This window comes from Acinetobacter sp. ANC 3813 (assembly GCF_002135435.1).
Taxonomy (GTDB): Bacteria; Pseudomonadota; Gammaproteobacteria; order Pseudomonadales; family Moraxellaceae; genus Acinetobacter.
Map to the genome: position 1 here is coordinate 128,704 of NZ_NEGK01000004.1, position 24,751 is coordinate 153,454.

21 protein-coding genes are annotated in these 24,751 nt (G+C 43.4%); 10 read left to right on the forward strand and 11 right to left on the reverse strand.

Features of this window, described 5'->3' with window-relative positions; all coding sequences use genetic code 11:
* Positions 1 to 43 precede the first annotated feature (43 nt).
* Complete coding sequence (locus B9T34_RS07535) at positions 44 to 2,095, reverse strand: TonB-dependent receptor domain-containing protein (protein ID WP_086212551.1); 2,052 nt, start codon at positions 2,093 to 2,095, stop codon at positions 44 to 46.
* 345 nt (positions 2,096 to 2,440) lie between these two features.
* Positions 2,441 to 3,079, reverse strand: coding sequence for a Fe-S biogenesis protein NfuA (nfuA, locus tag B9T34_RS07540; protein ID WP_086212552.1), 639 nt, complete (start codon positions 3,077 to 3,079; stop codon positions 2,441 to 2,443).
* Positions 3,080 to 3,237: 158 nt separating this feature from the next.
* Here nfuA and B9T34_RS07545 point away from each other — a divergent pair, with 158 nt between their 5' ends.
* Positions 3,238 to 3,855, forward strand: coding sequence for a rhomboid family intramembrane serine protease (locus tag B9T34_RS07545; protein WP_086212553.1), 618 nt, complete (start codon positions 3,238 to 3,240; stop codon positions 3,853 to 3,855).
* Positions 3,856 to 4,031: 176 nt separating this feature from the next.
* On the opposite strand, the gene B9T34_RS07550 is transcribed toward B9T34_RS07545, so the two are convergent.
* Positions 4,032 to 4,325 (reverse strand): hypothetical protein, encoded by a 294-nt coding sequence (locus B9T34_RS07550; protein WP_086212554.1) that lies wholly within the window; start codon positions 4,323 to 4,325, stop codon positions 4,032 to 4,034.
* A gap of 196 nt (positions 4,326 to 4,521) precedes the next feature.
* Here B9T34_RS07550 and B9T34_RS07555 point away from each other — a divergent pair, with 196 nt between their 5' ends.
* On the forward strand, positions 4,522 to 5,472 hold the full coding sequence (locus B9T34_RS07555) for an ABC transporter substrate-binding protein (protein ID WP_086212555.1): 951 nt from the start codon (positions 4,522 to 4,524) through the stop codon (positions 5,470 to 5,472).
* 164 nt (positions 5,473 to 5,636) lie between these two features.
* Complete coding sequence (locus tag B9T34_RS07560) at positions 5,637 to 7,184, forward strand: hypothetical protein (protein ID WP_086212773.1); 1,548 nt, start codon at positions 5,637 to 5,639, stop codon at positions 7,182 to 7,184.
* A 120-nt stretch (positions 7,185 to 7,304) separates the two neighbouring features.
* Here the strand turns inward: B9T34_RS07560 and B9T34_RS07565 are convergent, their stop codons facing one another.
* Positions 7,305 to 8,927, reverse strand: coding sequence for an inorganic phosphate transporter (locus B9T34_RS07565; RefSeq protein ID WP_086212556.1), 1,623 nt, complete (start codon positions 8,925 to 8,927; stop codon positions 7,305 to 7,307).
* Positions 8,928 to 9,379: 452 nt separating this feature from the next.
* On the opposite strand from B9T34_RS07565, the gene metH reads away from it, so the two are divergent.
* A complete protein-coding gene (metH, locus tag B9T34_RS07575; RefSeq protein ID WP_086212558.1) occupies positions 9,380 to 13,069 on the forward strand; it encodes a methionine synthase in 3,690 nt (1,229 codons plus the stop codon).
* A 50-nt stretch (positions 13,070 to 13,119) separates the two neighbouring features.
* Here metH and B9T34_RS07580 read toward each other — a convergent pair whose 3' ends face one another.
* Complete coding sequence (locus B9T34_RS07580; RefSeq protein ID WP_086212559.1) at positions 13,120 to 14,241, reverse strand: protein kinase domain-containing protein; 1,122 nt, start codon at positions 14,239 to 14,241, stop codon at positions 13,120 to 13,122.
* Position 14,242: 1 nt separating this feature from the next.
* Entirely contained in the window at positions 14,243 to 14,650 is a 408-nt protein-coding gene (locus B9T34_RS07585; protein ID WP_086212560.1) for a DUF3010 family protein, read from the reverse strand.
* 370 nt (positions 14,651 to 15,020) lie between these two features.
* On the opposite strand from B9T34_RS07585, the gene dhaK reads away from it, so the two are divergent.
* Positions 15,021 to 16,751 carry a dihydroxyacetone kinase subunit DhaK gene (gene dhaK, locus B9T34_RS07590; protein ID WP_086212561.1) on the forward strand — a complete coding sequence of 577 codons (1,731 nt, stop codon included), beginning with the start codon at positions 15,021 to 15,023 and terminating at the stop codon, positions 16,749 to 16,751.
* 65 nt (positions 16,752 to 16,816) lie between these two features.
* On the opposite strand, the gene B9T34_RS07595 is transcribed toward dhaK, so the two are convergent.
* The 3 genes from B9T34_RS07595 to def all read right to left on the reverse strand — a co-directional run bounded on the left by B9T34_RS07595 (position 16,817) and on the right by def (position 19,108).
* Positions 16,817 to 17,251 carry a hypothetical protein gene (locus B9T34_RS07595; protein ID WP_086212562.1) on the reverse strand — a complete coding sequence of 145 codons (435 nt, stop codon included), beginning with the start codon at positions 17,249 to 17,251 and terminating at the stop codon, positions 16,817 to 16,819.
* Positions 17,252 to 17,272: 21 nt separating this feature from the next.
* Positions 17,273 to 18,460 (reverse strand): GGDEF domain-containing protein, encoded by a 1,188-nt coding sequence (locus tag B9T34_RS07600; protein WP_086212563.1) that lies wholly within the window; start codon positions 18,458 to 18,460, stop codon positions 17,273 to 17,275.
* A 168-nt stretch (positions 18,461 to 18,628) separates the two neighbouring features.
* Positions 18,629 to 19,108 (reverse strand): peptide deformylase, encoded by a 480-nt coding sequence (def, locus tag B9T34_RS07605; RefSeq protein WP_086212564.1) that lies wholly within the window; start codon positions 19,106 to 19,108, stop codon positions 18,629 to 18,631.
* 142 nt (positions 19,109 to 19,250) lie between these two features.
* Here def and B9T34_RS07610 point away from each other — a divergent pair, with 142 nt between their 5' ends.
* From B9T34_RS07610 to B9T34_RS07620, 3 genes are all read left to right on the forward strand, one after another.
* Complete coding sequence (locus B9T34_RS07610; RefSeq protein ID WP_086212565.1) at positions 19,251 to 19,829, forward strand: DedA family protein; 579 nt, start codon at positions 19,251 to 19,253, stop codon at positions 19,827 to 19,829.
* 110 nt (positions 19,830 to 19,939) lie between these two features.
* On the forward strand, positions 19,940 to 20,143 hold the full coding sequence (locus B9T34_RS07615; RefSeq protein ID WP_086212566.1) for an amino acid transport protein: 204 nt from the start codon (positions 19,940 to 19,942) through the stop codon (positions 20,141 to 20,143).
* Between the two features lie 150 nt (positions 20,144 to 20,293).
* Positions 20,294 to 21,604: an MFS transporter gene (locus tag B9T34_RS07620; RefSeq protein ID WP_086212567.1), complete on the forward strand. Its 1,311-nt coding sequence runs from the start codon at positions 20,294 to 20,296 to the stop codon at positions 21,602 to 21,604.
* A 125-nt stretch (positions 21,605 to 21,729) separates the two neighbouring features.
* Here B9T34_RS07620 and B9T34_RS07625 read toward each other — a convergent pair whose 3' ends face one another.
* A complete protein-coding gene (locus tag B9T34_RS07625; protein ID WP_086212568.1) occupies positions 21,730 to 22,227 on the reverse strand; it encodes a DUF2505 family protein in 498 nt (165 codons plus the stop codon).
* A 183-nt stretch (positions 22,228 to 22,410) separates the two neighbouring features.
* On the reverse strand, positions 22,411 to 22,713 hold the full coding sequence (locus B9T34_RS07630; RefSeq protein ID WP_086212569.1) for a hypothetical protein: 303 nt from the start codon (positions 22,711 to 22,713) through the stop codon (positions 22,411 to 22,413).
* A gap of 237 nt (positions 22,714 to 22,950) precedes the next feature.
* Between B9T34_RS07630 and B9T34_RS07635 the strand changes: the two genes are divergently transcribed.
* A complete protein-coding gene (locus tag B9T34_RS07635) occupies positions 22,951 to 23,766 on the forward strand; it encodes a crotonase/enoyl-CoA hydratase family protein (RefSeq protein WP_086212570.1) in 816 nt (271 codons plus the stop codon).
* 59 nt (positions 23,767 to 23,825) lie between these two features.
* A complete protein-coding gene (locus tag B9T34_RS07640; RefSeq protein WP_086212571.1) occupies positions 23,826 to 24,713 on the forward strand; it encodes an alpha/beta fold hydrolase in 888 nt (295 codons plus the stop codon).
* Positions 24,714 to 24,751: the final 38 nt, after the last annotated feature.

The following is a 24,751-nucleotide window of genomic DNA, read 5'->3' on the forward strand; positions in this document are numbered from 1 at the left end:
GATTAAATAAAAAAGCCGCTTTAAGCGGCTTTTTTATTGCAGATTAGAATCTAATGTTCATGCCTACAGTATATCTTCGGCCATCAAGGACAATATCATATTCACTATTGGTCACTTCTTTATTTGCAAGGTTATATACGCCGGCAGTTAAGCTCAGTTTTTCGCTCGCTTTATACACTGCACCAGCATCAACAGTGCCATAAGCCGGTGTACCGCTGCTCATTGATGTACGGCTTAAATAATCACTGGTTTTACCGCGGTAGTTATAATCCATCCATGTATTCCAGCGGTCTGAAACATCATAATCCACACCAGCATTCAGCATGTGTTTTGGCATTTTATTTAAAGGCTGGCCTTTAAATTCACCGCTTTTTTGCTCTGAATCCGTATAGGTATAGCTTGTGCTCAAACGTAAGTTATCGAGCACATCATAATCTAAAGCGAATTCAACGCCTTTCATTTCAGCTTCTGCAACGTTCTTCATTTGGCTGACAAAGCGGTATGGTTTACCATTTGCCGAGCATTTCCAATCCTGAACAGGTGAGCTGTTTGTTGTTCCTGGTGTTTCGCACAAACGGTCTTCTACGATCTTATCTTTAAAGTCTGATTTAAAGACCATTAAGCTGCTGCTTAAACCCAACTCTGGATCTGAAAAATTAAAGCCTAATTCGTAACTGGTGCTCTTCTCTGGAGACAAATCAGGGTTACCGATAATCACGGCGCTACCTTTACCTGTACGGCTGCCAAAACCTTCAGAAATTTGGCTAATCGTCGGCTGTTTGTAGCCTGTGCTGATCCCGCCTTTAAACGTTAAGACATCATTTAAATGATAGATACCATAAATTCGCGGAGTAATTTCCCCACCAAAATATTCGTCTTTATTGTATCGAGCGCCAAGTGTTAACGCGAAATCATCCGTAATGTTCCACTCATTCTCTGCATACAAAGCAAAGAGCCAGCGGTCAAGTGTCGTCAAGCCCGTAACACTGGCTAAGCCATTGGTGGTATCGATAATTTTTTCTGTTTGATATTGACCGCCCGCAGTTAAAGTATGATTGCCCAAGAAGAACGTACCTTGCGTATTAAATACTTTTAAGTCTTCTTGCTTTTCATCTGCTACAGCGCCGCTATAAACTTTTTTAGTCGTTTCGTCTTGATAGTATGAATCAACATTGAATGTATCGTAATGTGCTTTATGCGTTATGGTATACATCTCTTTTTCATTTTCATTGATCGATGCTTCACTTGCAGCGCCAACACTTTTTCCAAGTGTTGTTGTGTACTGCTGCCCCGTGAAATCATAGCGCAAGCCAATATCATTGTGCTGATCGACATTCCAAACCAACTCAGTGCCTAACTTTCTAATTTTCTTTTCAGACTCACTCGAACCTGATTTTTGCCCCTCACCGCCAACATAATCACTTTCATCGTTACCTTGGAAATTACCATCCAAACTTAATGACAATTTATCTTTAATTAATGGGCCAGCGGCATAGAAACCAACACCATAGCTGTCATTGGCATAGTCATTATTTGATTTTGTATATTCTGGAGAAATACTGCCGTGCCAATCGCTCGAAGACGCTTTTTTGGTAATGATGTTAATGACACCGCCCATGGCATCTGAACCATACAATGATGACATTGGGCCACGAACTACTTCAATACGCTCAATCATGTCAATTGGCGGCAAATATGCGCCAATTTTCCCGCCATCCGTACCATTGCCGTTCACAGCTCTGCCGGCACTGACAGGACGTCCATCAATCAGATACTTGGTATAGCTTGCGCCCATGCCGCGAATGGTGATTTCTTTATTATTGCCGCCGCCCTGTACAGATAAACCCGGCATGTTTTTTACTGCATCAATGACATCGGTATATGATTTTTTTTGTAATTCTTCACCAGTGATTACTGAGATTGAAGCAGGAGCATCCGCAATATTTTGTTCAAAACCACCCGCAGTTGTGACAACAATAGTTTCTAATTTAGTAACATTGCCCTGCCCATCTGCAGCCTGTTGTTCTGCATGCGCCGCTGCCATAATTGAAGTGACCGCTAAGGCAAGTGCCGATTGAACTAAAGTGCGCTTCATCTCGTGAATACTCGCTAATAATAATGGATAAATAAAGTAGATTCGTGCGCAAATATTAACAAACAACAAACATAATGCAATACTTATTGATAATTATTATCATTATGTTTAACAAATAAGATTTGTATATTTTATACTTTCCTCGTCTTTTATTTATCGCTGAACAACTCATAAATCAATATTTTCATTCACTTTTATTTATCACATATTTTTTAGATTTTATGACTAATGAAGACAAAATTTTTATAACAATAAATTTAGGAATCAATCAGCAGGCTTTTAAAACAATTTATAACGGGCAAAAAAACCTCCTAAAGAGGAGGTTTATTCACGCAGATTTCAATATTACTTGAAATATGCGCCTTCAGTATTACTGTGATCCGTTTGATCGACCACACGGGCAAGTTCAGGCACATGCTGTTTCAAAGTGGTTTCTACACCCTGCTTCAGAGTCAAGTCAATTGAAGAACAGCCTTGGCAGCCGCCGCCAAATTTAAGCACGGCAGTTAAACCATGTTCTTCATCTTTTACGACTTCGACCAATGCACAGTTGCCGCCATGGCCTGCAAGGCCAGGATTAATTTCTGACTGCAGCACATAAGTAATGCGCTCTTCTACAGATGCATCTGGACCTACACGCGGCACTTTAGAGTTTGGCGCGCGGAAAGTCAGCTGGCCGCCAAAACGGTCTTTATTGTAATCAATGACCGCATCAAGCAAATAAGGAATAGATGGCGCATCAACATAAGCCGGAAAATCAGGATAATCCTGTTTGTAATCTGTCGGAATAACTTCTTCTGGCGCACTATAAGCCATACAGCATTCAGCGCGCGGTGTACCAGGATTTTCAACAAAAATACGAACAGCAATGCCCGGCGTGTTTTGTTTCGCCAGCAGATCTTTTAAATACTCTTGCGCATTGGGCGTAATCAATAAATTTGGAATCTCTTCTGCAGCTGCAGTGCTGGTATTTTCAGTCGACATAACAATTTTTCCTCATGCTGAAGCCGCTATTTTAACTGAAGATGCGGGTCAATACGAAAAAATCAACCAAAATTGTCGGAATTAAATTGAAAGTTACCGCTAAGCCAGCATTTAATGGCATTATTACTTTTAAATATTGATCAATAGACCAACACATTATGCTGGATTTACCCATCAATCATACCGTGACTATCATTATTATTACGGTCATTGTTTCCTTCCTTGCATTTCAAAATCAGAACATGATGAACCGCCTGATTTTTTGGCCGCCAGCTATGCAGCGCGGGCAATACGACCGCTTTATCACGCATGGTTTTGTGCATGCAGATGGTGCGCACTTATTATTTAACATGATTACCCTGTTCTTTTTTGGCAGTGTGATTGAATCATTTTACCGCCAATACTTTTTTGACTTGGGCTTTGTGCTGTTTTATTTAGGCGGTCTGATTGCCGCAATTGTTCCAAGCTATTTACAGCATAAAAATGATGCGCGCTGGGCCAGCTTAGGCGCTTCAGGCGCAGTTTCTGCGGTGCTGTTTGCCTATATTCTATTTGAACCATGGAAGCTGATTTTTGTATTCTTCATTCCTGTGCCCGCTATTATTTTTGCAGTTTTGTATGTCGCTTACAGCATCTGGTCTGGCAAGCGCGGCAACAGCAATATTAATCATAGCGCACATTTATGGGGAGCCGCCTACGGTGTCATTATGACCCTTATTATTGAGCCGCGCCTGCTGCCGCATTTTTTAAGCAAACTGGCGCAAATTCCGTTCTAAGCGTGTACAGGCCGTACAAAAAAAGAATTCTGCAAGCAAAATTCTTTTTTTGTTTTACGCAATTCAATAAACCGCATCGATCAGGATGGAAAGCGTAAGTTAAATTTTCAGCCGTTTAATCTTCTATGCAAAATAAGTAAATCATCACACCTGCCTTAATTTGCGCACCAATGATTTTAAGCATCCATATTTTCCATCAAAGCGCCATGCTCAAAATGCCAATTGCGCTGATAGGCGGAAACAAACTGTGCAATAAAGACGGGCGCACGGTCAATCGCAGACTTTTCTTTAAAATGCCCTTGCTCCTTTGCCCAATCGTAACAGCTTTCATTTAAAGGGTATTCGGTCAAAATTCCACTGAGATAATTCTGCTGAATCCAAGCTTCCGCTTGCTGATAATCCGAAAAAACGGCAGAAGCAAAGCCTGATTTCTGGCCATTAAACACATAGACTTGGTTTGCTTTATTCATTGCAGCATCCTGATCTGATTTGCTCTCGATATATAATAATTGTGATGAATATCACACTTCAATGCAACTTTATGAAGAATAAATACACAATTTTGTAAACCCAAAGTACACGGCATAAATTAACGATTGATAATCATTTTCATCTACATGTTTCTTTGTTAGGCTCTTGCTCATCAATACAGGACTGCCTAACCCCATGCATCAAACTCTTGCTCCCCTCTCTGCGCTTTTAATCGGTTTAGGGCTAAGTACTGCGGTACACAGTGCCCCTTTTCATTTAACGCTGCCTGAACAGCCCAAAGTAGAGTTAAAGCAAGCGCCTGAAAAAATTGCAGTCTACGATTTAGCTATTTTAGACACTTTAAACGCGCTCAATATAGATGCTGCGATTGTGCCTGAAACAACGTTTCAAGGCAGTTTAAGCAAGTATCAGCAAGCGCAGTATTTAAAAGCGGGAACCTTATTTGAGCCTGACTTAAAGCTGCTGAAACAAGCCCAACCAGAACTTATATTTGTCGGCGGACGCTCTGCCAAAACGGCAGAACAGCTGCAAAACATTGCCCCGACACTCCATCTTTCTGCAAATACAGACCACTATATGTCTGATTTGACCGCACGCACTCAAGTGCTGGCAGCGGCCTTTAATAAAGAGGAAATTGCCCAGCAGAAGCTGTCCGAAATTGTGCAGCTGCATCAGGCGCTGAAAGCCAAAACAAAGGGCAAAACCGCGCTGATGCTGTTTGCAGCAGGCGACAACTGGATGCCGCATGCAGCCAACAACCGTTTTGGTTTTGCATACGAGCTGTCTGGCCTGAAGTCTGTACTGCCGCTGTCAGAAAAAACTGATGCCCCGCGCCCTGCTACAGGCTCTCCCGAAGCACTGGCTTTGGCACAAAAGAATGCTGAAATTTTAAAAAATGCAGTCAAACAAGCGCCTGATTACCTCATTGTTTTAGACCGCGGCGCAGTCAATACCCAGCAATATGCAGCGAAAGAAAAAATCTTAAGCCATAGCATACTTGGTCAAAGTCAGGCGGTAAAAAATGGCAAAGTCATTTTTGTGAATGCGGATGCTTGGTATTTGACAGGGGCAGGCTTAGACAACACTCAATTTATGCTGAAAGAATTGGCTCAGGCTATTCCATAATTGTTTAGTTTTTCTTCAAGAGGAGACCTTGGCCTCCTTTTTTCATCTCTATTTCCCATAAAGAATTACTTAAATTTGGCAGTTTATGCCAAGCTCGAATTCAATCTGGCATAGATAATGTATACATATGTATAGTAATGATTCGTTCAGGTGAGATTTTTTGCATGTCCAGTTCTTTAGACGGTCTTCAATTTCCAAATCCAGCACAAAAGCAAAAACCCAGCACGTCTAAAGCAGGCCGGGAAATTATTGCCGAAGCCTTATCCAGTGTAGATCACAGCATTTCAGTGCAAGCATTGAATGAAAAAAACTGGCGCAAAGCCTATCCGCAATTTTTTAAAGCGCTGGTTGAACACGGCATTCAAAACAGTCAAAACCCAATTAAAATTGCACAAGCTGGATTGAATAAAGCACATCATACTTTTGAGTTTTTCCGCAATGGCGAGAAGCACTTGCTGAAAGATGTCATGCAGCTGGACGCACAGCCGCTGCATACCATTAAGCTGAAGGGTGAAAGCCAAGCCGCGCCTGAATGGTATGTGCCCTATCACGGCCAAAAACTGCAAGGAGATGCCCTGCTGGCGCAGATTCAAAAGTGGCAGGATCAGGGCATTGTCGAGCCAAGCCATGCCGATGCGCTGCGTGAAGCAGTCGCCCATCCAGAATGGTTTGATCTGTCTGACCGCACCATGGTGCTGTTTGGCGCAGCTTCTGAAGCTGGCCCATTAACTTGGCTGTCTAAATGGAAAGCCAATATTGTGGCGGTGGATTTGCCTAACAGCCGCGTCTGGGGCAAAATTTTAAATACCGTACAGCAAGGCAATGCAACACTCTATGCGCCTTCTGCAGAAGCACTGTCTGAAAACACGGAAACGGCCGTGTTAAAAGACAAATTAGGGGCTAATTTACTCACCCAAATTCCTGAAATTGCGCAGTGGCTGCTCCGTAATGAACACCAATTGGATTTGGCCGCTATTGCCTATTTAGATGGTGAAAAACACGTCCGCGTATCGATGGCTATGGATGCCATTATGCAGCAAGTCAGCGCGCAAAAATCTGATACCAGCCTGATGTATATGTGTACGCCTACAGATGTATATGCTGTGCCTGAAGAAGTCATCCGTGCATCGGAAGATAAATTTACACAGCGCTCTAAAGCGCAGCAGCTGATGAGTTCAGGTATTTCTGCATTGAGCCGCCAGTATTTCTTCAAGAAAAACCTGCACGGCCTTGTAAGCTCTGACAATGGCCAGCAATATGGCATTGCAGACTGTCTGGTGGTGGAGCAAGGTCCAAACTATGCGTTGGCAAAACGCATTCAGCAATGGCGTGCAACTTTAGCACGTCAGCAAGGACAGCGGGTCAGCATCAATATTGCGCCATCTACTACGACCTATTCTGTGACCAAAAATCCATTGCTGAAAGCAGCATTCAACGGGGCAAGCCTGTTTGATGTGGAAGCGTTTAAACCAGAAACCACCAATGCCATTATGGCAGCGCTGTGGATTCACGACTTGCGCAATCCAAAGTCTGTAGCCAATCCTGAGGTTGAACTAGCCCATCCTTTAGAACTGATGATGAAAGGCGCAAACCATGGCGGCCTATGGCGCGTCGCTTATCTTGCGCGTACCGCCCTGCCTTTTGCAGCAGTCTACGGTTTTGCTGCAGATAAACTGCCGCTGAATAAAGTAATGTCTAAACTGAAAAAATAAACCATTTATGCAGAGGCAGAACAGTCTTGTGTTCTGTCCTGAGTCTTGCATTCACTTGCAAAAATCATCCATAAAAAAACGCTGCCTAAGCAGCGTTTTTTTATGTTAAAGCTTTTGCCCTTAAGCAAAGACTTTAAGCAGAATCCAGTACAAAGCGCCTGATAAACAGATGGTCGCTGGCAAGGTGAAAATCCAAGCCGATAAAATCGTACGCACCATCTGGAAGTTCAAGCCAGATTTATTGGCAACCATCGTACCTGCCACCGCACTGTTTAAGACGTGCGTGGTCGATACTGGCATACCCAAGCCGTCTGCAGCCGCAATGGTAGACATCGCCACAAGCTCTGCTGACATGCCTTGGCCATAAGTCATATGGTCTTTACCAATACGCTCACCCACAGTAACCACAATACGCTTCCAGCCCACCATTGTGCCTAGGCCCAGAGCCAATGCAACGGCAACTTTTACCCAAGTTGGAATGTATTGCAGGAATGAATCCAAATTGCTGCGGTATTCTTTCACTGCTTTCGCTTCTGCAGCATCCATTGCAGGCAACAGTTCTGCCTTATCTAAACGCTTGAATGCTGTCGTGCTTAAGTACATATCATTGCGGATGATCGAGATTTGATCTTCTGGAATATTTTTCAAATCGCCATACTGAGCAACGCGATCGCCCAAGTGATCAGTCAAACTTGCCAAAGCTGGCACAACTTGCGCATTCACTTCTTTGGTTTGAATATATTTGGTAATGACTTCACGCGCTTTTTCATCAGGAATATCTTGATGCTGCGGATAGATTGCATCAGCCGCCTGAACAGACAGCTGTTCAAAAGTCTGCACATGCTTTTGATCTAAATTCTTGTTTAAAGAATAAGCCAAAGGTACACAGCCAATCAAAATCAGCATGATCAAGCCCATGCCTTTTTGACCGTCATTTGAACCGTGCGCAAAACTTACGCCGGTACATGTGAAGATCAGAAGCGCACGGATCAGCGGCGGCGGCGGCTTATTGCCTTCAGGCGGCTGGAAAAGCTCCAACTGCTTTCTGAAGATTTTTTTCACCAACAGGAACAGCAAAGCAGCAAAGGCAAAACCGATAAGTGGAGAAAACAGCAGCGCTTTACCCACTTTCATGACTTGTTCCATGTCTACACCGCTGGCGCCAGCGCCTGCATGCAGAATGTAGTTCATGATGCCCACACCTAAAATTGAACCGATTAGCGTGTGTGAACTTGAAGCTGGGATGCCTAGGAACCAAGTGCCCAGATTCCATAGAATCGCGGCAATCAGCATGGCAAATACCATAGCGAAACCAGCGCCAGAACCGACATTCATAATCAGTTCTACAGGCAGCAAAGCGATAATGCCGTAAGCGACCGCACCGCTGGCCACCATTACACCTAAGAAATTACAAAAACCCGCCCACATGACTGCAACAGGTGCAGACAATGCGTTGGTATAAATAACTGTTGCTACAGCATTGGCTGTATCGTGGAAACCATTTACAAACTCAAAACCAAGTGCAATAAATAACGCTGTTCCTAATAAAATTATTGAGTAAAGGCTCAATGCAGGGACATGCGCCAAATCAGCAGTTAATTGAAAGCCAATATAAATCAGCGTCGAAATAATTACCGTCAAAAATACCGGCATAAAAAATTTCGGAGTAGGAACATGAACATTCGTCGACTTTGCTGGAGCCGATGTTTGTGCTGAATCTACGGGAGTTTGATTAGAATTCATGCAAGCAGAAATGGAGAATTTAACAATCCCCATATTGTTCAGTTAAATTGTGACAATTATATGACAAAGCGCTGTCATATAAAGCAATTTTTCAGACTTTATTGTGTTTATTTTTTAATCAAATTATTGCTAAATTAAAATTAATTCTTTCAATATCATACCCTTAAAATATTTCAAACACCTATCAGATTCAATTCACTGTATATTTCAGCAGTGAAATATTTCAGTCATGTATATGACAAAGTTCCTTCAGATATTCATGATGGAACATTATTGCTGCAAAATCATGACCTTTAGATGACAGTTCACCCTCCTGCATTCTGCCCTGTGTATTGCTGAAAAAAACGGCATGAAAAAAATGACGAACGCCTAAGCCATGAATATCAATAAAAATGAAGCAAATTCTGTTAATATATTTGCCGATTTTATATTCCATCGGATTGGGGTTATTTATGTCCACGCTTGCCACCCTAAAGGCGCTTCTTGCCAAACGCATTCTGATTATTGACGGTGCAATGGGCACCATGATTCAACGCCACAAGCTTGAAGAAGCCGATTACCGCGGTGAGCGTTTTGCAGATTGGGCATCTGACCTAAAGGGCAACAATGACCTGTTGGTATTGACTCAACCCCACATTATCCAAGGCATTCATGAAGCTTATCTTGATGCTGGCGCAGACATCATTGAAACCAACAGCTTTAACGGCACAAAAGTCTCAATGTCTGATTACCACATGGAAGATTTGGTATCAGAAATCAACCGTGAAGCAGCACGGATTGCGAAAGCGGCTTGTGAAAAATATTCAACACCTGAAAAACCGCGTTTTGTGGCAGGTGTGCTTGGGCCCACGTCCCGCACCTGCTCAATCTCGCCCAATGTAAATGACCCTGCGTTCCGTAACATTACATTTGATGAACTGAAAGATAACTATATTCAAGCTGCGCATGCCCTAATTGAAGGCGGTGCGGACATTTTACTCATCGAAACTGTTTTCGATACTCTAAACTGTAAAGCTGCGATTTTTGCAGTGAAAGAAGTCTTCAATCAAATTGGCTATGAATTGCCATTGATGATTTCAGGCACGATCACCGATGCATCTGGCCGTACATTGACAGGTCAAACGGCTGAAGCGTTCTGGAACTCTGTGCGTCACGGCGATTTACTTTCAATTGGCTTTAACTGTGCCCTAGGCGCAGATGCAATGCGTCCGCATGTAAAAACCATTTCAGATGTTGCCGATACTTTTGTTTCAGCGCATCCGAACGCGGGCTTGCCAAATGCCTTTGGCGGTTACGATGAAACCCCTGAAGAAACGGCTGCATTTATTAAAGAATTTGCGGAAAGCGGCCTGATCAATATTACGGGCGGCTGCTGCGGTACAACGCCGGATCACATCCGCGCCATTGCCAATACAGTCAAAGACATCAAGCCAAGACTAGTGCCGGAAACAAAACCAGCTTGCCGTCTCAGCGGTTTAGAGCCATTCAACATTACCAATGAATCATTATTCGTTAACGTGGGCGAACGTACCAACGTGACGGGTTCTAAAAAATTCCTGCGTTTAATCCGTGAAGAAAACTTTGCTGAAGCGCTGGATGTAGCATTGCAGCAAGTGGTTGCCGGTGCTCAGATTATTGACATCAACATGGATGAAGGCATGCTGGATTCAGAAGGCGCTATGGTGCACTTCCTGAATCTTGTGGCATCTGAGCCTGAAATTTCACGTGTGCCGATCATGATTGACTCATCTAAATGGGAAATCATTGAAGCTGGCTTGAAGTGCGTACAAGGTAAAGCGGTTGTCAACTCGATCTCGCTGAAAGAAGGCTATGACGAATTCGTTGCCAAAGCGCGTCTTTGCCGCCAATACGGTGCCGCTGTGATTGTGATGGCCTTTGACGAAGACGGTCAGGCCGATACTGCTGCCCGTAAACGTGAAATCTGCAAACGTTCTTATGATGTGCTGGTGAACGAAATCGGTTTCCCTGCTGAAGACATTATCTTTGACCCGAACGTATTTGCGGTGGCAACAGGGATTGAAGAACACAACAACTATGCTGTGGACTTTATTGAAGCGACAGGCTGGATTAAACAGAATTTGCCGCATGCGATGATTTCAGGCGGTGTGTCGAACGTATCCTTCTCATTCCGCGGCAATGAGCCTGTGCGTGAAGCGATTCACTCTGTGTTCCTCTACCATGCCATTCAGCAAGGCATGACCATGGGTATTGTAAATGCAGGTCAAATGGCGATTTACGATGACATTGATGCTGAACTGAAAGCAGCGGTTGAAGATGTAATCTTGAACCAAAACCAAGGTGAGTCAGGTCAAGATGCCACTGAAAAACTGCTGGAAGTTGCAGAGCAATACCGCGGTCAAGGCGCTGCTCAAAAACAAGTTGCAGATCTTGAATGGCGCAATCAATCTGTCGAAAAACGCCTTGAACACGCTTTAGTCAAAGGCATCACGACATTTATTGATGAAGATACTGAAGAAGCGCGCTTAAAAGCCAAACGTCCTTTAGATGTGATTGAAGGTCCGTTGATGGACGGCATGAACGTGGTCGGCGACTTGTTCGGTTCGGGTAAAATGTTCTTACCGCAAGTGGTGAAATCTGCTCGCGTCATGAAGCAAGCGGTCGCTTGGCTGAACCCGTACATTGAAGCTGAAAAAACTGGTGCGCAATCTAAGGGTAAAATCCTGATGGCGACTGTAAAAGGCGACGTGCATGACATTGGTAAAAATATTGTAGGCGTAGTTTTAGGCTGTAATGGCTATGATATTGTCGATCTTGGCGTGATGGTCCCTGCGGAAAAAATCCTGCAAACAGCCATTGATGAAAAAGTCGATATTATTGGGTTATCTGGCTTGATCACCCCATCTTTAGATGAAATGGTTTTTGTTGCCAAAGAAATGCAGCGTAAAGGCTTTAATGTTCCATTGATGATTGGCGGTGCAACCACATCTAAAGCGCATACTGCAGTAAAAATTGACCCACAGTATTCTAATGATGCGGTGATTTATGTTGCCGATGCCTCACGTGCTGTGGGTGTAGCAACGACATTGCTGTCTAAGGAAATGAAGCCTGCTTTTGTAGCGGAAACCCGTGCTGAATATGAAAAAGTGCGTGAGCGTATTGCCAACAAACAGCCTAAAGCAGCCAAGTTGACGTATGCTGAATCTGTTGAAAATGGTTTGAAAATTGACTTTGCAGCCAATGCGCCTGTGAAGCCAAACTTTATTGGTACGCAAACGCTGACCAATTATCCGCTTGAAACCTTGGTTGAATACTTTGACTGGACACCGTTCTTTATCTCTTGGAGCTTGGCAGGTAAATTCCCTGCAATTCTGACTGATGAAGTGGTAGGTGAAGCAGCAACTGACTTGTATGAACAAGCGCAGACCATGCTGAAAGATATTATTGACAACAAACGCTTCGATGCGCGTGCTGTATTTGGTATCTACCCTGCTGCTCGCTCAGGTGCAGACACGGTTCAAGTGTTTGATGAAACTGCGAAAACAGTAACGCATACTTTTGAGCATATCCGTCAGCAGTCTGACAAAGTGACTGGCAAGCCAAACTTGTCATTGGCGGACTTTGTCGCGCCTAAAGGTGTAGCGGAAGATTACTTGGGCGGTTTCACGGTATCCATCTTTGGTGCAGAAGAAATGGCGAATGATTACAAAGCCAAAGGCGATGATTACTCTGCGATTCTGGCGCAGTCTTTGGGTGACCGTTTTGCAGAAGCATTTGCTGAGCATTTGCATGAGCGCATTCGTAAAGAGTTCTGGGGCAACCAAGCATCTGAAACTTTGAGCAATGAAGAATTGATTAAAGAGAAATACGTGGGCATCCGTCCTGCACCGGGCTACCCTGCTTGCCCTGAGCATTCTGAAAAAGCGCCATTGTTTGACTGGTTAGGTTCGACCGATAAGATTGGTACGCAATTGACGACCAGTTTTGCTATGTGGCCACCTTCATCAGTAAGCGGTTTCTATTATGCAAACCCTGAAAGCCAATACTTTAACGTGGGTAAAATCGCAGGCGATCAGCTTGAGGATTATGCAGCGCGTAAAGGCTGGACTTTGGATGAGGCGAAGCGTTGGTTAGCACCGAATTTGGATGATTCGGTGGTTTAAAATTATTCTAGTTTAGATATGAAAAATCCCCTCGAGTGAGGGGTTTTTTTTTATTTTCCAGAAATGATTCTATTAAGCTCTTTGTAAGCTGATTCTTTACTGTCATATATATCAGTGTTAGGCATTTGAATAAAATTTTGGCTATTTCTTCTATGTTTAAGAAGATACCCTTCTTTTTCTAAAATAATTAAATAATCTTTACCTTTATAATTTTCAAGAACAAAATTACCATTTTCATCTTTCATCCAATTTCTCTTAAAACGTTCGTAAACAGTCAAGGCTGCAAGTACATCTGCAATACTGTTAAACCTTTTATCATATGAGCAAACCATTTTTCGAACTATAGCTAACAATTTACTATCTACATAAAATGGAAACTTAGAATAATCAATAAGTTTTTGTGTAGTAATTCTATTCTCGATAACTTTATCAATAAATATTGCTTTATCCGCATATCTTGTCAGAGCGTTATATTTCTTAATATCTCGCGGTGATAAATAGCTTTCTCCATTGATGCTTAAAGAACACCCTAATAATTCTGCTAGTATTATTCCTGCTTGGTAAATATCTGATTTTTTATCGAAGAATCCTTTTGCCCCAAAGGATTCAGGTGGTCTATATAAAATACTATGCTTAGAAACGAAGGATTTATTTGACGAGTTTAATTTCTTGACCGAACCAAAATCACCAATTTTTAAACTCTCAGATTCTACTAAAAGATTATCAGGTTTAAGGTCTCTATGAATTAAATTGTATTCTTTCGAATGAAGGCAACTTAAACCCTTGAGTAAATCTTTGAAAAGTTTTAATGCCATTTGAATTGAAATAGATTCATGGCTCAAATAACTTGTTAAACTTTCTTTTGCTCTTTCCATTACATAATATGATGTTGAATAGGACTTTGAAGATAACAGACCTGCATCATGTACCTTTAATATATTCTCATGATTTATACCTGCGACCAAAGTCGGTTCATGTACTACTGGGTCTCTATCATGATCATAAATTTTAATTGCAACTTCACGATTAAGATGTCTGTTTTTTGCTAAGATAATTTCTCCATTTGCTCCTTCCTGATTACCACTCACAAACTCTAGCTCATGCTTTTCAGAGAATAATTTTTGGATCTGCTCCCCGTATGGTGATTCCTTTATAAATTGCTCTAAACCCATTTTACAAACACCCCACACTAGCTAGTTGATATGCTTTTTCCGCATATTTAGGATAGCCTGTGAAGTTACTTTGAATAGATTTTGCTTTTAGCTTAGCCTTTAGAGTCGGATTAGCAATAGACATTACATTGGTTTGTTGAAGGGTAAGTAAGATTCCTTCCATAACAAAAGTTACTGCACCTGCAGCATACTCACCTCTTTGCTGTCTTGTATTAATCACAGTTTTTGAAGGTGAATATTGGTCAATTAACGCTACAAATAAATCACGAAAACTTTGAGCATCTTCTTGGTTGGTGCTATTAAGTGAGACTATTTTATATTCTTTGCCCATACATTCCCCATCGTTATTTTTTTCAACGACCACTACAATTGCATCCGAGCCTTTCAACTCAACACCAAACACAACCATTTCTACTCCTTATTATTTTCAAGTATTTAAGTCGTAATATATTTGGGCTTTATCTAATAATTTCAAGGCAATTTAAAAAAAAATCATTTTATAATCTATTTAGTTAATTATCACCTTATTAGTACCTGCAATAGAAAATGGAGAAACACCACTAATTTCAAACTGTAATTAAATTCGCGCAAAGTCCCCCTTTGAAAAAGGGGGATTTAGGGGGATTCATTCCAACAAGATTTATATATCAAAAAATGTTTATTTTCTAACTCTTCAATCTGAAACCGCCCTTTTTTACACTTTTATGTCAGCAAACATTATGTTTTTCGATAATAATAAAAAACTCATAGCTCTCCCCAATAATTAAACTGGTCATTCCATGAAAAAACTCATGAACGGTGCTGAAAACATCGTAGTGGAAATGTGTAAAGGCTTTGTCCTCGCGCATCCCGAACTTACATTTAATCAATCTTATAAGATCATTTCGCGTAAAGAAAAACACCAAAACGTGGCTTTAATCAGTGGCGGTGGTAGCGGTCACGAACCTGCACATGCAGGCTTTGTCGGTACAGGCATGCTTGATGCTGCCGTATGCGGTGATGTGTTTGCATCTCCATCGCAAATTCAGGTCTATAAAGCCTTGCAGCAAGTCGCAACTGACAAAGGCGTGCTGATGATTATCAAAAACTATTCTGGCGATATGATGAATTTCCAGAATGGTGCAGCTCTTGCAGCTGAAGACGGCATTAAAGTTGATTATGTCAAAGTTGCAGATGACATTGCAGTCAAAGACAGCCTCTATACCGTGGGCCGTCGTGGTGTTGCGGGCACAGTATTTGTGCATAAGATTGCAGGTGCAGCAGCATCAAAAGGTTTAGAACTTACAGAAGTAAAAGCGATAGCTCAAAAAGCTGCAGACAACGTGATTAGCCTTGGTTTTGCTTATAGCTCATGTACCGTTCCAGCCAAAGGTACACCAACATTCACATTGACAGATGACGAGATGGAATACGGCGTTGGCATCCACGGTGAGCCGGGCATCCGCCGTGAAAAAATCCTGCCATCTAAAAAAATGGCGCAGCGCATTGTGGATGACCTCTTCCTCGACCGCCCCGACATGCAAGAAGTCGCAGTTTTGGTGAATGGTTTTGGCAGTACACCGCTGCAAGAATTGTATGTGTTTAACCATGACGTATGCGGACACTTAGCACGTAAAGGCATTAAAATTTACCGCACCTTTGCCGGCAACTACATGACCAGCATCGACATGAACGGCGCATCGGTATCGCTATTGGCGCTGGATGATGAGCTAAAAACTTACTTAGACGCAGCAGCCAATACCCCAGCCTTTAAAATGGATGGCTCTCCTGCGCTCCAGCTTGAATTTTCACATCAAAATGCTGCCACAGAACATACAGTCAATACCGATGTAGAAACCCATCCTGAACATGCTGTGATCAGCAATGAACAATTCAGGATTGAAAATATGCGCTATGTGGTCGATGTCATGTCTGCCTGCATCATTAAAAATGAAGTGCCATTTTGTGAATTAGATGCCCATGCGGGTGACGGCGACTTCGGTATGAGCGTGGCGAAAGGCTTTAAGCAATTAAAACGTGAATGGCAAAGCCTGATTCAAACGGAACGCATGGACGAGTTTTTAATGAACGCTTCAATGATTATTATGGAACATTGCGGCGGTGCATCAGGCCCTATCTGGGGTTCAGCTTTCCGTGCTGCGGCTAAGTCGATTCAAGGCAAAACAGTTTTAAATACCGTAGATTTTGCAGAGATGCTACAAGCAGCGGTGAAAGGCATTCAAACCACAGGTGAGCGTTCATTTGGGCGTGGCGCTGTGGTCGGTGATAAAACCCTGATTGATGCACTTGTGCCATGTGCAGATTCATGGTCTACCAATACAGATAAAAGCTTTAAAGAAAACTTTGTAATGGGTGCAAAAGCTGCTGTACAAGGTGCAGAAAGCACTAAAGCGATTGTGGCGCGCATGGGCCGCGCAGGTACGGTCGGTGACCGTAGCTTAGGCTACCCAGATGCAGGCGCACACGGTTTAGGCGTAATCTTTACTGATATTGCTGAACATTTGAAATAATCTTCAGCTATTAAAAAAGCCCTGATCATTCAGGGCTTTTTTAAGAATCGATCACTAACTAGAATTTATCTGTTCACTATAGTGATCTCAACCACATTCAAATGATGCATCATTTCCCGAATCAAAACAAAATAAGCCCATAGCTTAAAATCATTCTCAGCTTTGTCCGCATAATATTCCAGCCGCTCCACCCACTCATTAAATGCATGCTCCAGCATGCTACGGTCTATGTGTTTCACGTCATTGAAAAACAGCGCAGACAGCTGCCGCATATATACATCAGAAGTTTGTGCAATGCGCTGGGAGTGATAATCCAGTTTCAGCTGTTCCAGCAGCGCTTCAATCACATCAATCATCTTTTCAATGGCTAAGGCATCCATACGGCCAAAACGCACGCTTTGCGTAACGATATAATTCAGGCCAAAATCAAGCTGAAGAAGCTGATCACTCAGCTGAAGCTCAATTTTTTCTGAACTTATAGCAAATATCAAATCTTGCATCTAGATCCTCTCCTACCCGCATTATGCACTAGACGCGAGATTAAGCTCCTGAAAGTGCCGTACCTGATTTCGCCCCTGCTGTTTTGCCAAATATAAAGCCTGATCAGCCATGCGTGTAATTTCTTCAGGGGCTGCGCCTTCTTGCTCAATTGCCACACCAAAACTGGCGGAAATTTTCAGTACCTGCCCATCATTCAAATGGATATCCATCTGAGCAATTTTACTGCGGCAGCGCTCCGCAATTTCCAATGCGCCGTCCAAATTACAGCCCGACAGCACCAAAGCAAATTCTTCGCCGCCTAAGCGGCCAACCACATCATTGCCTCGCACCGCAGCATGCAATATCGCCCCAACTTGACGCAGCACTTCATCTCCAGCTTCGTGTCCATAGCTATCATTAATTTGCTTAAAATGATCTAAATCCAAAATAACCAAAGCATAAGCACTATGCTGTTTATGATAAATTTTCTGCAAATGATCATTTACATAACGGCGGTTATACACATTGGTTAAGCCGTCAATTTGGCTCAGCACTTCAATTTTCTTTTCACGGCGCCGCCACTGCGACAGCAGAACCTCAAAAAACACCGCAGACACAAAAAGTATGGGGGTATACAGCACTACCATACTATTGATCCAAAACGTATTTTTATAAAAAGCGCTGTGATCTAAGGCATCGCTGAATAGCGGCGCATAGGGAATAATGTCAATCTTGGTTAAATAACAGATGGCCACCACCACCACGGCCACAATCACCATAATGCTGTAAATGACTTTGGGCTGATACAGCACAAAACCAATCAATAAAATGTTGATAATGCCCGCCATGGCCGCAGGACTGTAAATACCGACATAATGCGCCGAGAATATCAGCTGCAGTCCAAAATACAGCGGAATGAACCAGCCCATAAACAGCCTGAATTTTTCATAGTTATGAAAAATATAGGCAATCAGCAGTACGCAAAAAGTCAGCACAATTTGCGCGTATGAGGTCAACAGCCGCAAGTCATAATAATTGTCGTTCAGCCAAATACGGTTATCTGAATGATACGTCGTGACGTACCAAAGCAAATGCCCGCTCATAATGGCCAAAGCAAACAGCAGCAGCATGATGCCTTTATAAAAGTCCGGCCAATAGATAATGACATCGTCCGTTTCAAAAATATGAAATCTGAGCTGCTGCCATAATTTTCTTAAATTATTTTTCAAAACATCCGCTCATCCATATGATGATTGATCTAGATAGGCATACTTCCGCATGTATCCGCTCTTCTTTTTCTCTGGATTTAATTGGTCTTGTTTATTTTAGGATTAATTATACGATTGAATTAAATCAGCCGATATTTTTATCGGCTGACTGGCGCTTCCACTTTTTTCTCAGCGTCTGTCTACAAATAAAATGCCATCTAAATGGTCTACCTCATGCTGCACAATACGCGCTGGAAAGCCTGAAAATTGCTGTTCAATCTGCTGACCCTCTAAAGTGCTGTAGCGCACCAAAATCTCTTGCGCACGCGCCACACGTCCGCGTTCATTGGGCACGCTCAGACAGCCTTCTTCACCCCAAACGGTCTGCTCAGACATAGACAATATTACTGGATTGACCATGAATACCGCATCCATTTCAGGCGCATCGGGATAGCGTAAATTTGGACGCGACGCCACAATAATCACCCGCTTAGACACATATACCTGCGGCGCGGCAATCCCCACGCCGCTGCGCTCCAGCATGGTGGCCTGCATCGCCTGTACTAAAGCCTGCAGCCAAGGACTGCCAAACTCCTGAGCAGCAACAGGCGCTGCAATTAAATCTAAAATTGCGTCTCCGCGCTGTGCGACGGGCAATACAGTATCCATACATCACCTCCCTCTTATCCTAAACAGCAGTACTTGTGCTGAAAAGTCTCTGAATTTTTTACATTCTTTAATCATAGCTTAAGCTTCATCCGTTACAACGGTTCCTTCTGCGCTATTTTTCATATTCTTAGATAAATGCCTTATGTTTGATTGGTCTTCTTTGGTGCAGCATTATGGCTATCTGGCGGTTTTAATCGGTTCTTTTTTTGAAGGCGAAACCGTGCTCATGCTCAGCGCATATGCCGTACAGCAGCATCTCCTGTCGTTCTGGCCCTTGGTCGGCATTGCCATGCTTGGCGGCTTTCTCGGGGATCAATTTTATTATGCCCTAGGCTATAAATACGGCTACAGCTTTATCCGCAGCCGGCCTAAACTGAACAGCAAATTTAAACGCGCCAGCCTGCTTATTGTGCGTTTTCCTACCCTGTCCATTTTACTCATGCGCTTTTTGTGGGGACTGCGTACCATCATTCCCATGAGTTTTGGCATTTTGCGCTATCCTGCTCTGCGCTATAGCCTGGTCAACCTGTTTGCCAGTTTTATTTGGGCCTTTGTGGTTATAAGTGTTGGGCTGCAAGTCAGCCATTGGCTGCATGTGTTTTGGCATATGCTTCTGCCCAATCAAAGAAAGATCATCATTATGCTTGCGGTGATCAGCTGTATTGTCATTGCCCGTCTAATTTACGGCAAAATTGTGAAGCCTCAACACTGCCCCGAATAATACAGCACTCATCTTGCTGCATCATGCTGCGCCATTTATCTGTTTCAATTTCTCTTTAAGGCAGGCTTCATCAATCTCAGCTATATCTGCAATTATTTGGAGATGCATCAATGGATACCACGGCATTATTATTGGGCGTTGTTTTCAGTTCTATAGGCTTAGGCTATTGTATGTATGGCAAAAAGCAGCAGCACACGTCTGCGCTGATTTGCGGAATTGCTCTGATGATTTATTCGTACTTTTTTGACAGCACCGCCGCCATCATTGCGCTTGGCCTGATTTTTATGCTGCTGCCTAAATTTGTTCGGATTTGATGCCGCATCCTGCCAAATAAACAATAATATAAATTTTATTATTTGATAAAAAAAAGTTATTCACCATCCAATAAAGATTGATTATTCAACAATTTCTCAGTTTATTAAAATTGCAATTATTGATAGCCAACCCGCGCATGGTAAATTTACATGGACGTACAGCCACGTTTAAGCAATGAAGATAAACGCACGCTAGGACTCTCCTCCTTAGGCGGCGCTTTAGAATTCTATGATTTTGTCATTTACGTTTTTTACGCCAAAATTATTTCTGAATTATTTTTCCCCAGCACCCTCAGCCCATTTTGGGCCATGCTGAATACCTATGGCATTTTCGCTGCAGGCTATTTTTTCCGTCCGCTGGGCGGTGTAGTCATGGCGCATTTTGGCGACTTGGTCGGCCGCAAGCGTCTATTCAGCCTGTCTATTCTATTAATGGCATTGCCAACCTTAATGATTGGTGTGATGCCCACCTTTGAAACCATTGGCTATGCTGCGCCATTACTGCTGCTGCTCATGCGCGTGGTGCAAGGCATTGCCATTGGCGGGGAAATTCCTGCAGCATGGACTTTTGTTTCTGAACATGTGCCTGAAAAGAAAATTGGGATTGCCAATGGCTTGCTGACTGCAGGCTTATCGCTGGGTATTTTGCTGGGCGCGCTCATGTCGCTGTTTATTTCACTCAAATTCAGTGAGACGGAAATTCATGACTGGGCATGGCGTATTCCATTTATTGTGGGCGGTGTTTTTGGCTTTGTAGCGCTGTATCTGCGCAGCTATTTAAAAGAAACCCCTGTGTTTAAAGCCATGCAGGAAAAGAAAGCTTTAGCCAAGGAACTGCCGGTAAAGCAAGTCCTAGCAGAACACAAAACTGCCGTGATTATTGGCATGCTGTTTACCTGGTTCTTGACGGGCTGCGTGGTGGTCTTAATTTTGGCGATGCCGAATTTACTCACAGGCGCTTTTGGCTTCGAACGTGCAGATGCATTTAAGATGCAAAGTGCGGCCATTGTCATGCAGATGGCGGGCTGTATAACCGCGGGCCTGCTGGCAGACCGTTTGGGCGCTGGCAAAGTCATGCTGTTCGGTTCTTTAACTGTGGCTGCGCTGGCAGCGGTGTTCTACAACAGCTTAGGCCATGTCGAAGCCTCTACCGTATTTATGCTGTATATGCTGCTGGGTTTCAGTTCAGGAACCGTGGGTATGGTGTCTTACAGTATGGTCAAGATGTTCCCTGCACAAATCCGTTTCTCGGGCATTTCATTTTCATACAATCTTGCCTACGCAATTGCAGGCGGTATTACCCTGCCGCTGGTGCAGTGGCTGAGCGCTTACAGTAAAATTGGCGCGCTGTACTATGTTTGGGTAGTCTGCTTCGTCGCATTCTTCACAGCGCTGCTGTACAGATCACGCTTTGAAAAGCAGGCGCAGCCTGAAAGCTCAATTGCTGAAAGCAGCCGCTAAAAAGGCAAAGCTTTAACATAAAAAAAGAGCGGATGATCCGCTCTTTTTTTCCTCTGCTGCAAAATCATCCTTGAATCTGCAGCAGAGGAAGGCACAACACTCACATCAAAACTGATTTTTAAATTTTAGTTCATTAAATTTTTGCGCAGCTCATCTTCTACAATTTCAATTTCCAGTTCGCTAAAACGGCGGATTTCACCTTCCGCATGCTTTTCCAGCATCCCGCCAATCAAAGGTACTTTAACCTTGACAGTCCATTGCAGTTTTAACTCAATTTGCGAATCATCGCCTGTCACACTGCGCTGGCAGCTGGCTTCTAAAGGCAAATTCGGGTCTAAAGTCACCACAGAGGTCAGTTTCGCTAAATCACTGACATCTGTGCGTTTTAAACGGAACGCATCTTTTAAGAATTTTTTGGCAATATCCGGAATATTGACTTCTAAATTATAGGCGCGCTTAAGCGTGTAAATGTCGCCATTTTTTTTTGATTCTAAAATTTCTAAGTTTTCACCTGGGATACGCTTGCATACAGCTTCATGCATTGAAACATCTGCAGCAATGCGTTTAAATTCATCCAATGAAACGCCTTTGATTGCAGCATTTACTGTAAATTGATGCGCCATTTTGCTTTCCTATTCAAAATTCTCTAGTTGTTTTTATTGCTTTGCACCGCAAGGCTAAGCGCATTAAATCCTGTTGCTTTGCTGCTGTCATTGACTCAAATGCACGGATTCTAGATATGGATGCCATACGCATCGTTAAAAATTGCTGCTTCAAAATACAGCGCAAATAATTGAATAAAGCATTTAGGCAATATGCTGGCTGCTACGCTTTAGCCCATTCCATTCATAGGTCACAGACAAGTGCTGCGCCGCGTAATCAATAAACATGCTTTGCGCTTTGTATTCTATGCAAATGCAGTATTCTTCAGCGCCATCATCCATCCCCGTCGCAGACCACTGTGTGCCCGTGGGAAACTGCTGCAGCCACGGCGCCTGATAGAAATCACTGATACAGTCAAAATTTAAAAAATGTTTAGGGCGCTGCAAAATATCTAATGCCAATGCATCGAATTTTTTCTGCTGCTCATACTGAAAATCAATCAGCATTGCTTAATTCCTCCCTGTTCAAGACTTCAGCCTACCCGCATCTGCGGGGTTCGCAGCACAATGCATCATATTCAATTTCATTGTCTAGATTGCATCAGCGTTCAATCCTGCATGGAAAGGATCTCTTTCCAGTATTTTTATCAATAATACAGTCACGCTTTGCGCATTGACAGTTTTCCATGCAAGGTCTACATATGAAATCAGTATAAATAACCAACAACACAGCAGGCACAGCATATGATTCTGCATGATCAAAACAGCGCATCTAATCAAAGCCAGAACGGTAAAATCAGCCGTGAAATCCGCGGCAGCATTATGCTGATTGGCTTAGACCGGGCAGATAAGCGCAATGCCTTTGACAGCCATATGATTAATGATTTGTCTTTGGCGCTGACAGAATATGAAGATAACGCCGCACTGCGCTGTGCAGTGATTTTTGCGCATGGTGAGCATTTTACTGCAGGTTTGGACTTGCTTGAATTGCAGCCCAAACTGGCCTCGGGTGTTTTCGATTTCACTGCGCAGCAGATTAATCCTTGGGGAACCAGTTCCCGCCAGCGCCGCAAGCCCATCATTGCCGCAGTGCAAGGCTACTGCTTTACGGCAGGTATTGAATTGATGCTCAATGCAGACCTCGTCATTGCGCAGGACAATTGTCAATTTGCGCAAATGGAAGTGCAGCGCGGCATTCTGCCTTTTGGCGGTGCAACTGTGCGCTTTGTACAGGCTGCCGGCTGGGCCAAAGCCATGCGCTATTTACTGACGGGCGACAGCTTTGATGCCCAGACAGCGCTCGATTTAAATCTGATTAATGAAATTACCTCAGCTGCGCCATTGGCGCGCGCAATTGAACTGGCAGAACATATTGCCCGCGCAGCGCCCCTAGCGGTACAAGCCACTTTGGCATCCGCACAAGATGGCGTATGGCATGGCCCAGAAACTGCCTTTCAGCATTTACAGCAGCATCTTGGCCCCTTGCTGCATTCACAGGATGCTCAAGAAGGCGTAAAGGCCATGATTGAACGCAGAGCGCCGCAATTCACAGGCAAGTAAAAAGCTTTTAAGCGGTAAAATAAAAGATTTATCTTATAAAAATAAAGAGGGATGTTGAGATGGAACAAAATATAGCGCGCAGCAGCATTGAAGCGCAAACCATTGCATTCAGCGCTGCCGATGGCTATCCGCTGTCTGGAACGATGTATGCTGCAGAAAACCCGCATGCCAGCATCATCATTTCCAGCGCCACAGGTGTGCCGCAAGGTTTTTACCGCCGTTTTGCAGAATATGCCGCAGAGCAAGGCTTTCAGGTCTTGAGCTTTGATTACCGCAGCATAGGCGCATCTGCTCCCAAAAGCCTCAAAGGTTTTCGCATGTCTTATTTAGATTGGGGCCGCCATGATCTGAGCAGTGCAATTGATCTCTTAGCCAAGCAAGACTTGCCGCTCTATATGATTGGACATTCCTATGGCGGGCAAGCGCTTGGGCTAACACGCAATCATCAGCTGGTAGACGCCATGCAGTGCTTTGGTACAGGCGCAGGCTGGCATGGCTACATGCCTTGGCGCGAAAAAATGAAGGTTCAGGTCATTTGGAATATAGTCTTTCCACCCATGGCTGCTGTCAAAGGCTATTTACCATGGAGCACATTAAATATGGGGGCAGATTTGCCGGTCGATGTGTATCGCCAATGGCGCAAGTGGTGCAAGAACCCCACCTACTTTTTTGCAGATCCTGAACTTCAAGACTTAAAAAAACAATTTGCTCAAGTTCAAACGCCGATCTGTGCCCTATCTGCATTGGATGATGACTGGGCGCTGCCGGCTTCACGGCATGCATTTATGCAGCATTACAGCAATGCACCCATGCAATTCATAGATTTAAAAGCGCAGGATTACGCCTTAAACAGTATTGGCCACATGGGCTACTTTAGAAAAGGCGCCGAACAGCTCTGGGATCAAGTGCTGCAGCAGTTTAAATCTATGCACAGCGCTATAGCATAGGCACGGCATTCTGCATAAAAAATGTTAATTAAGCTGAA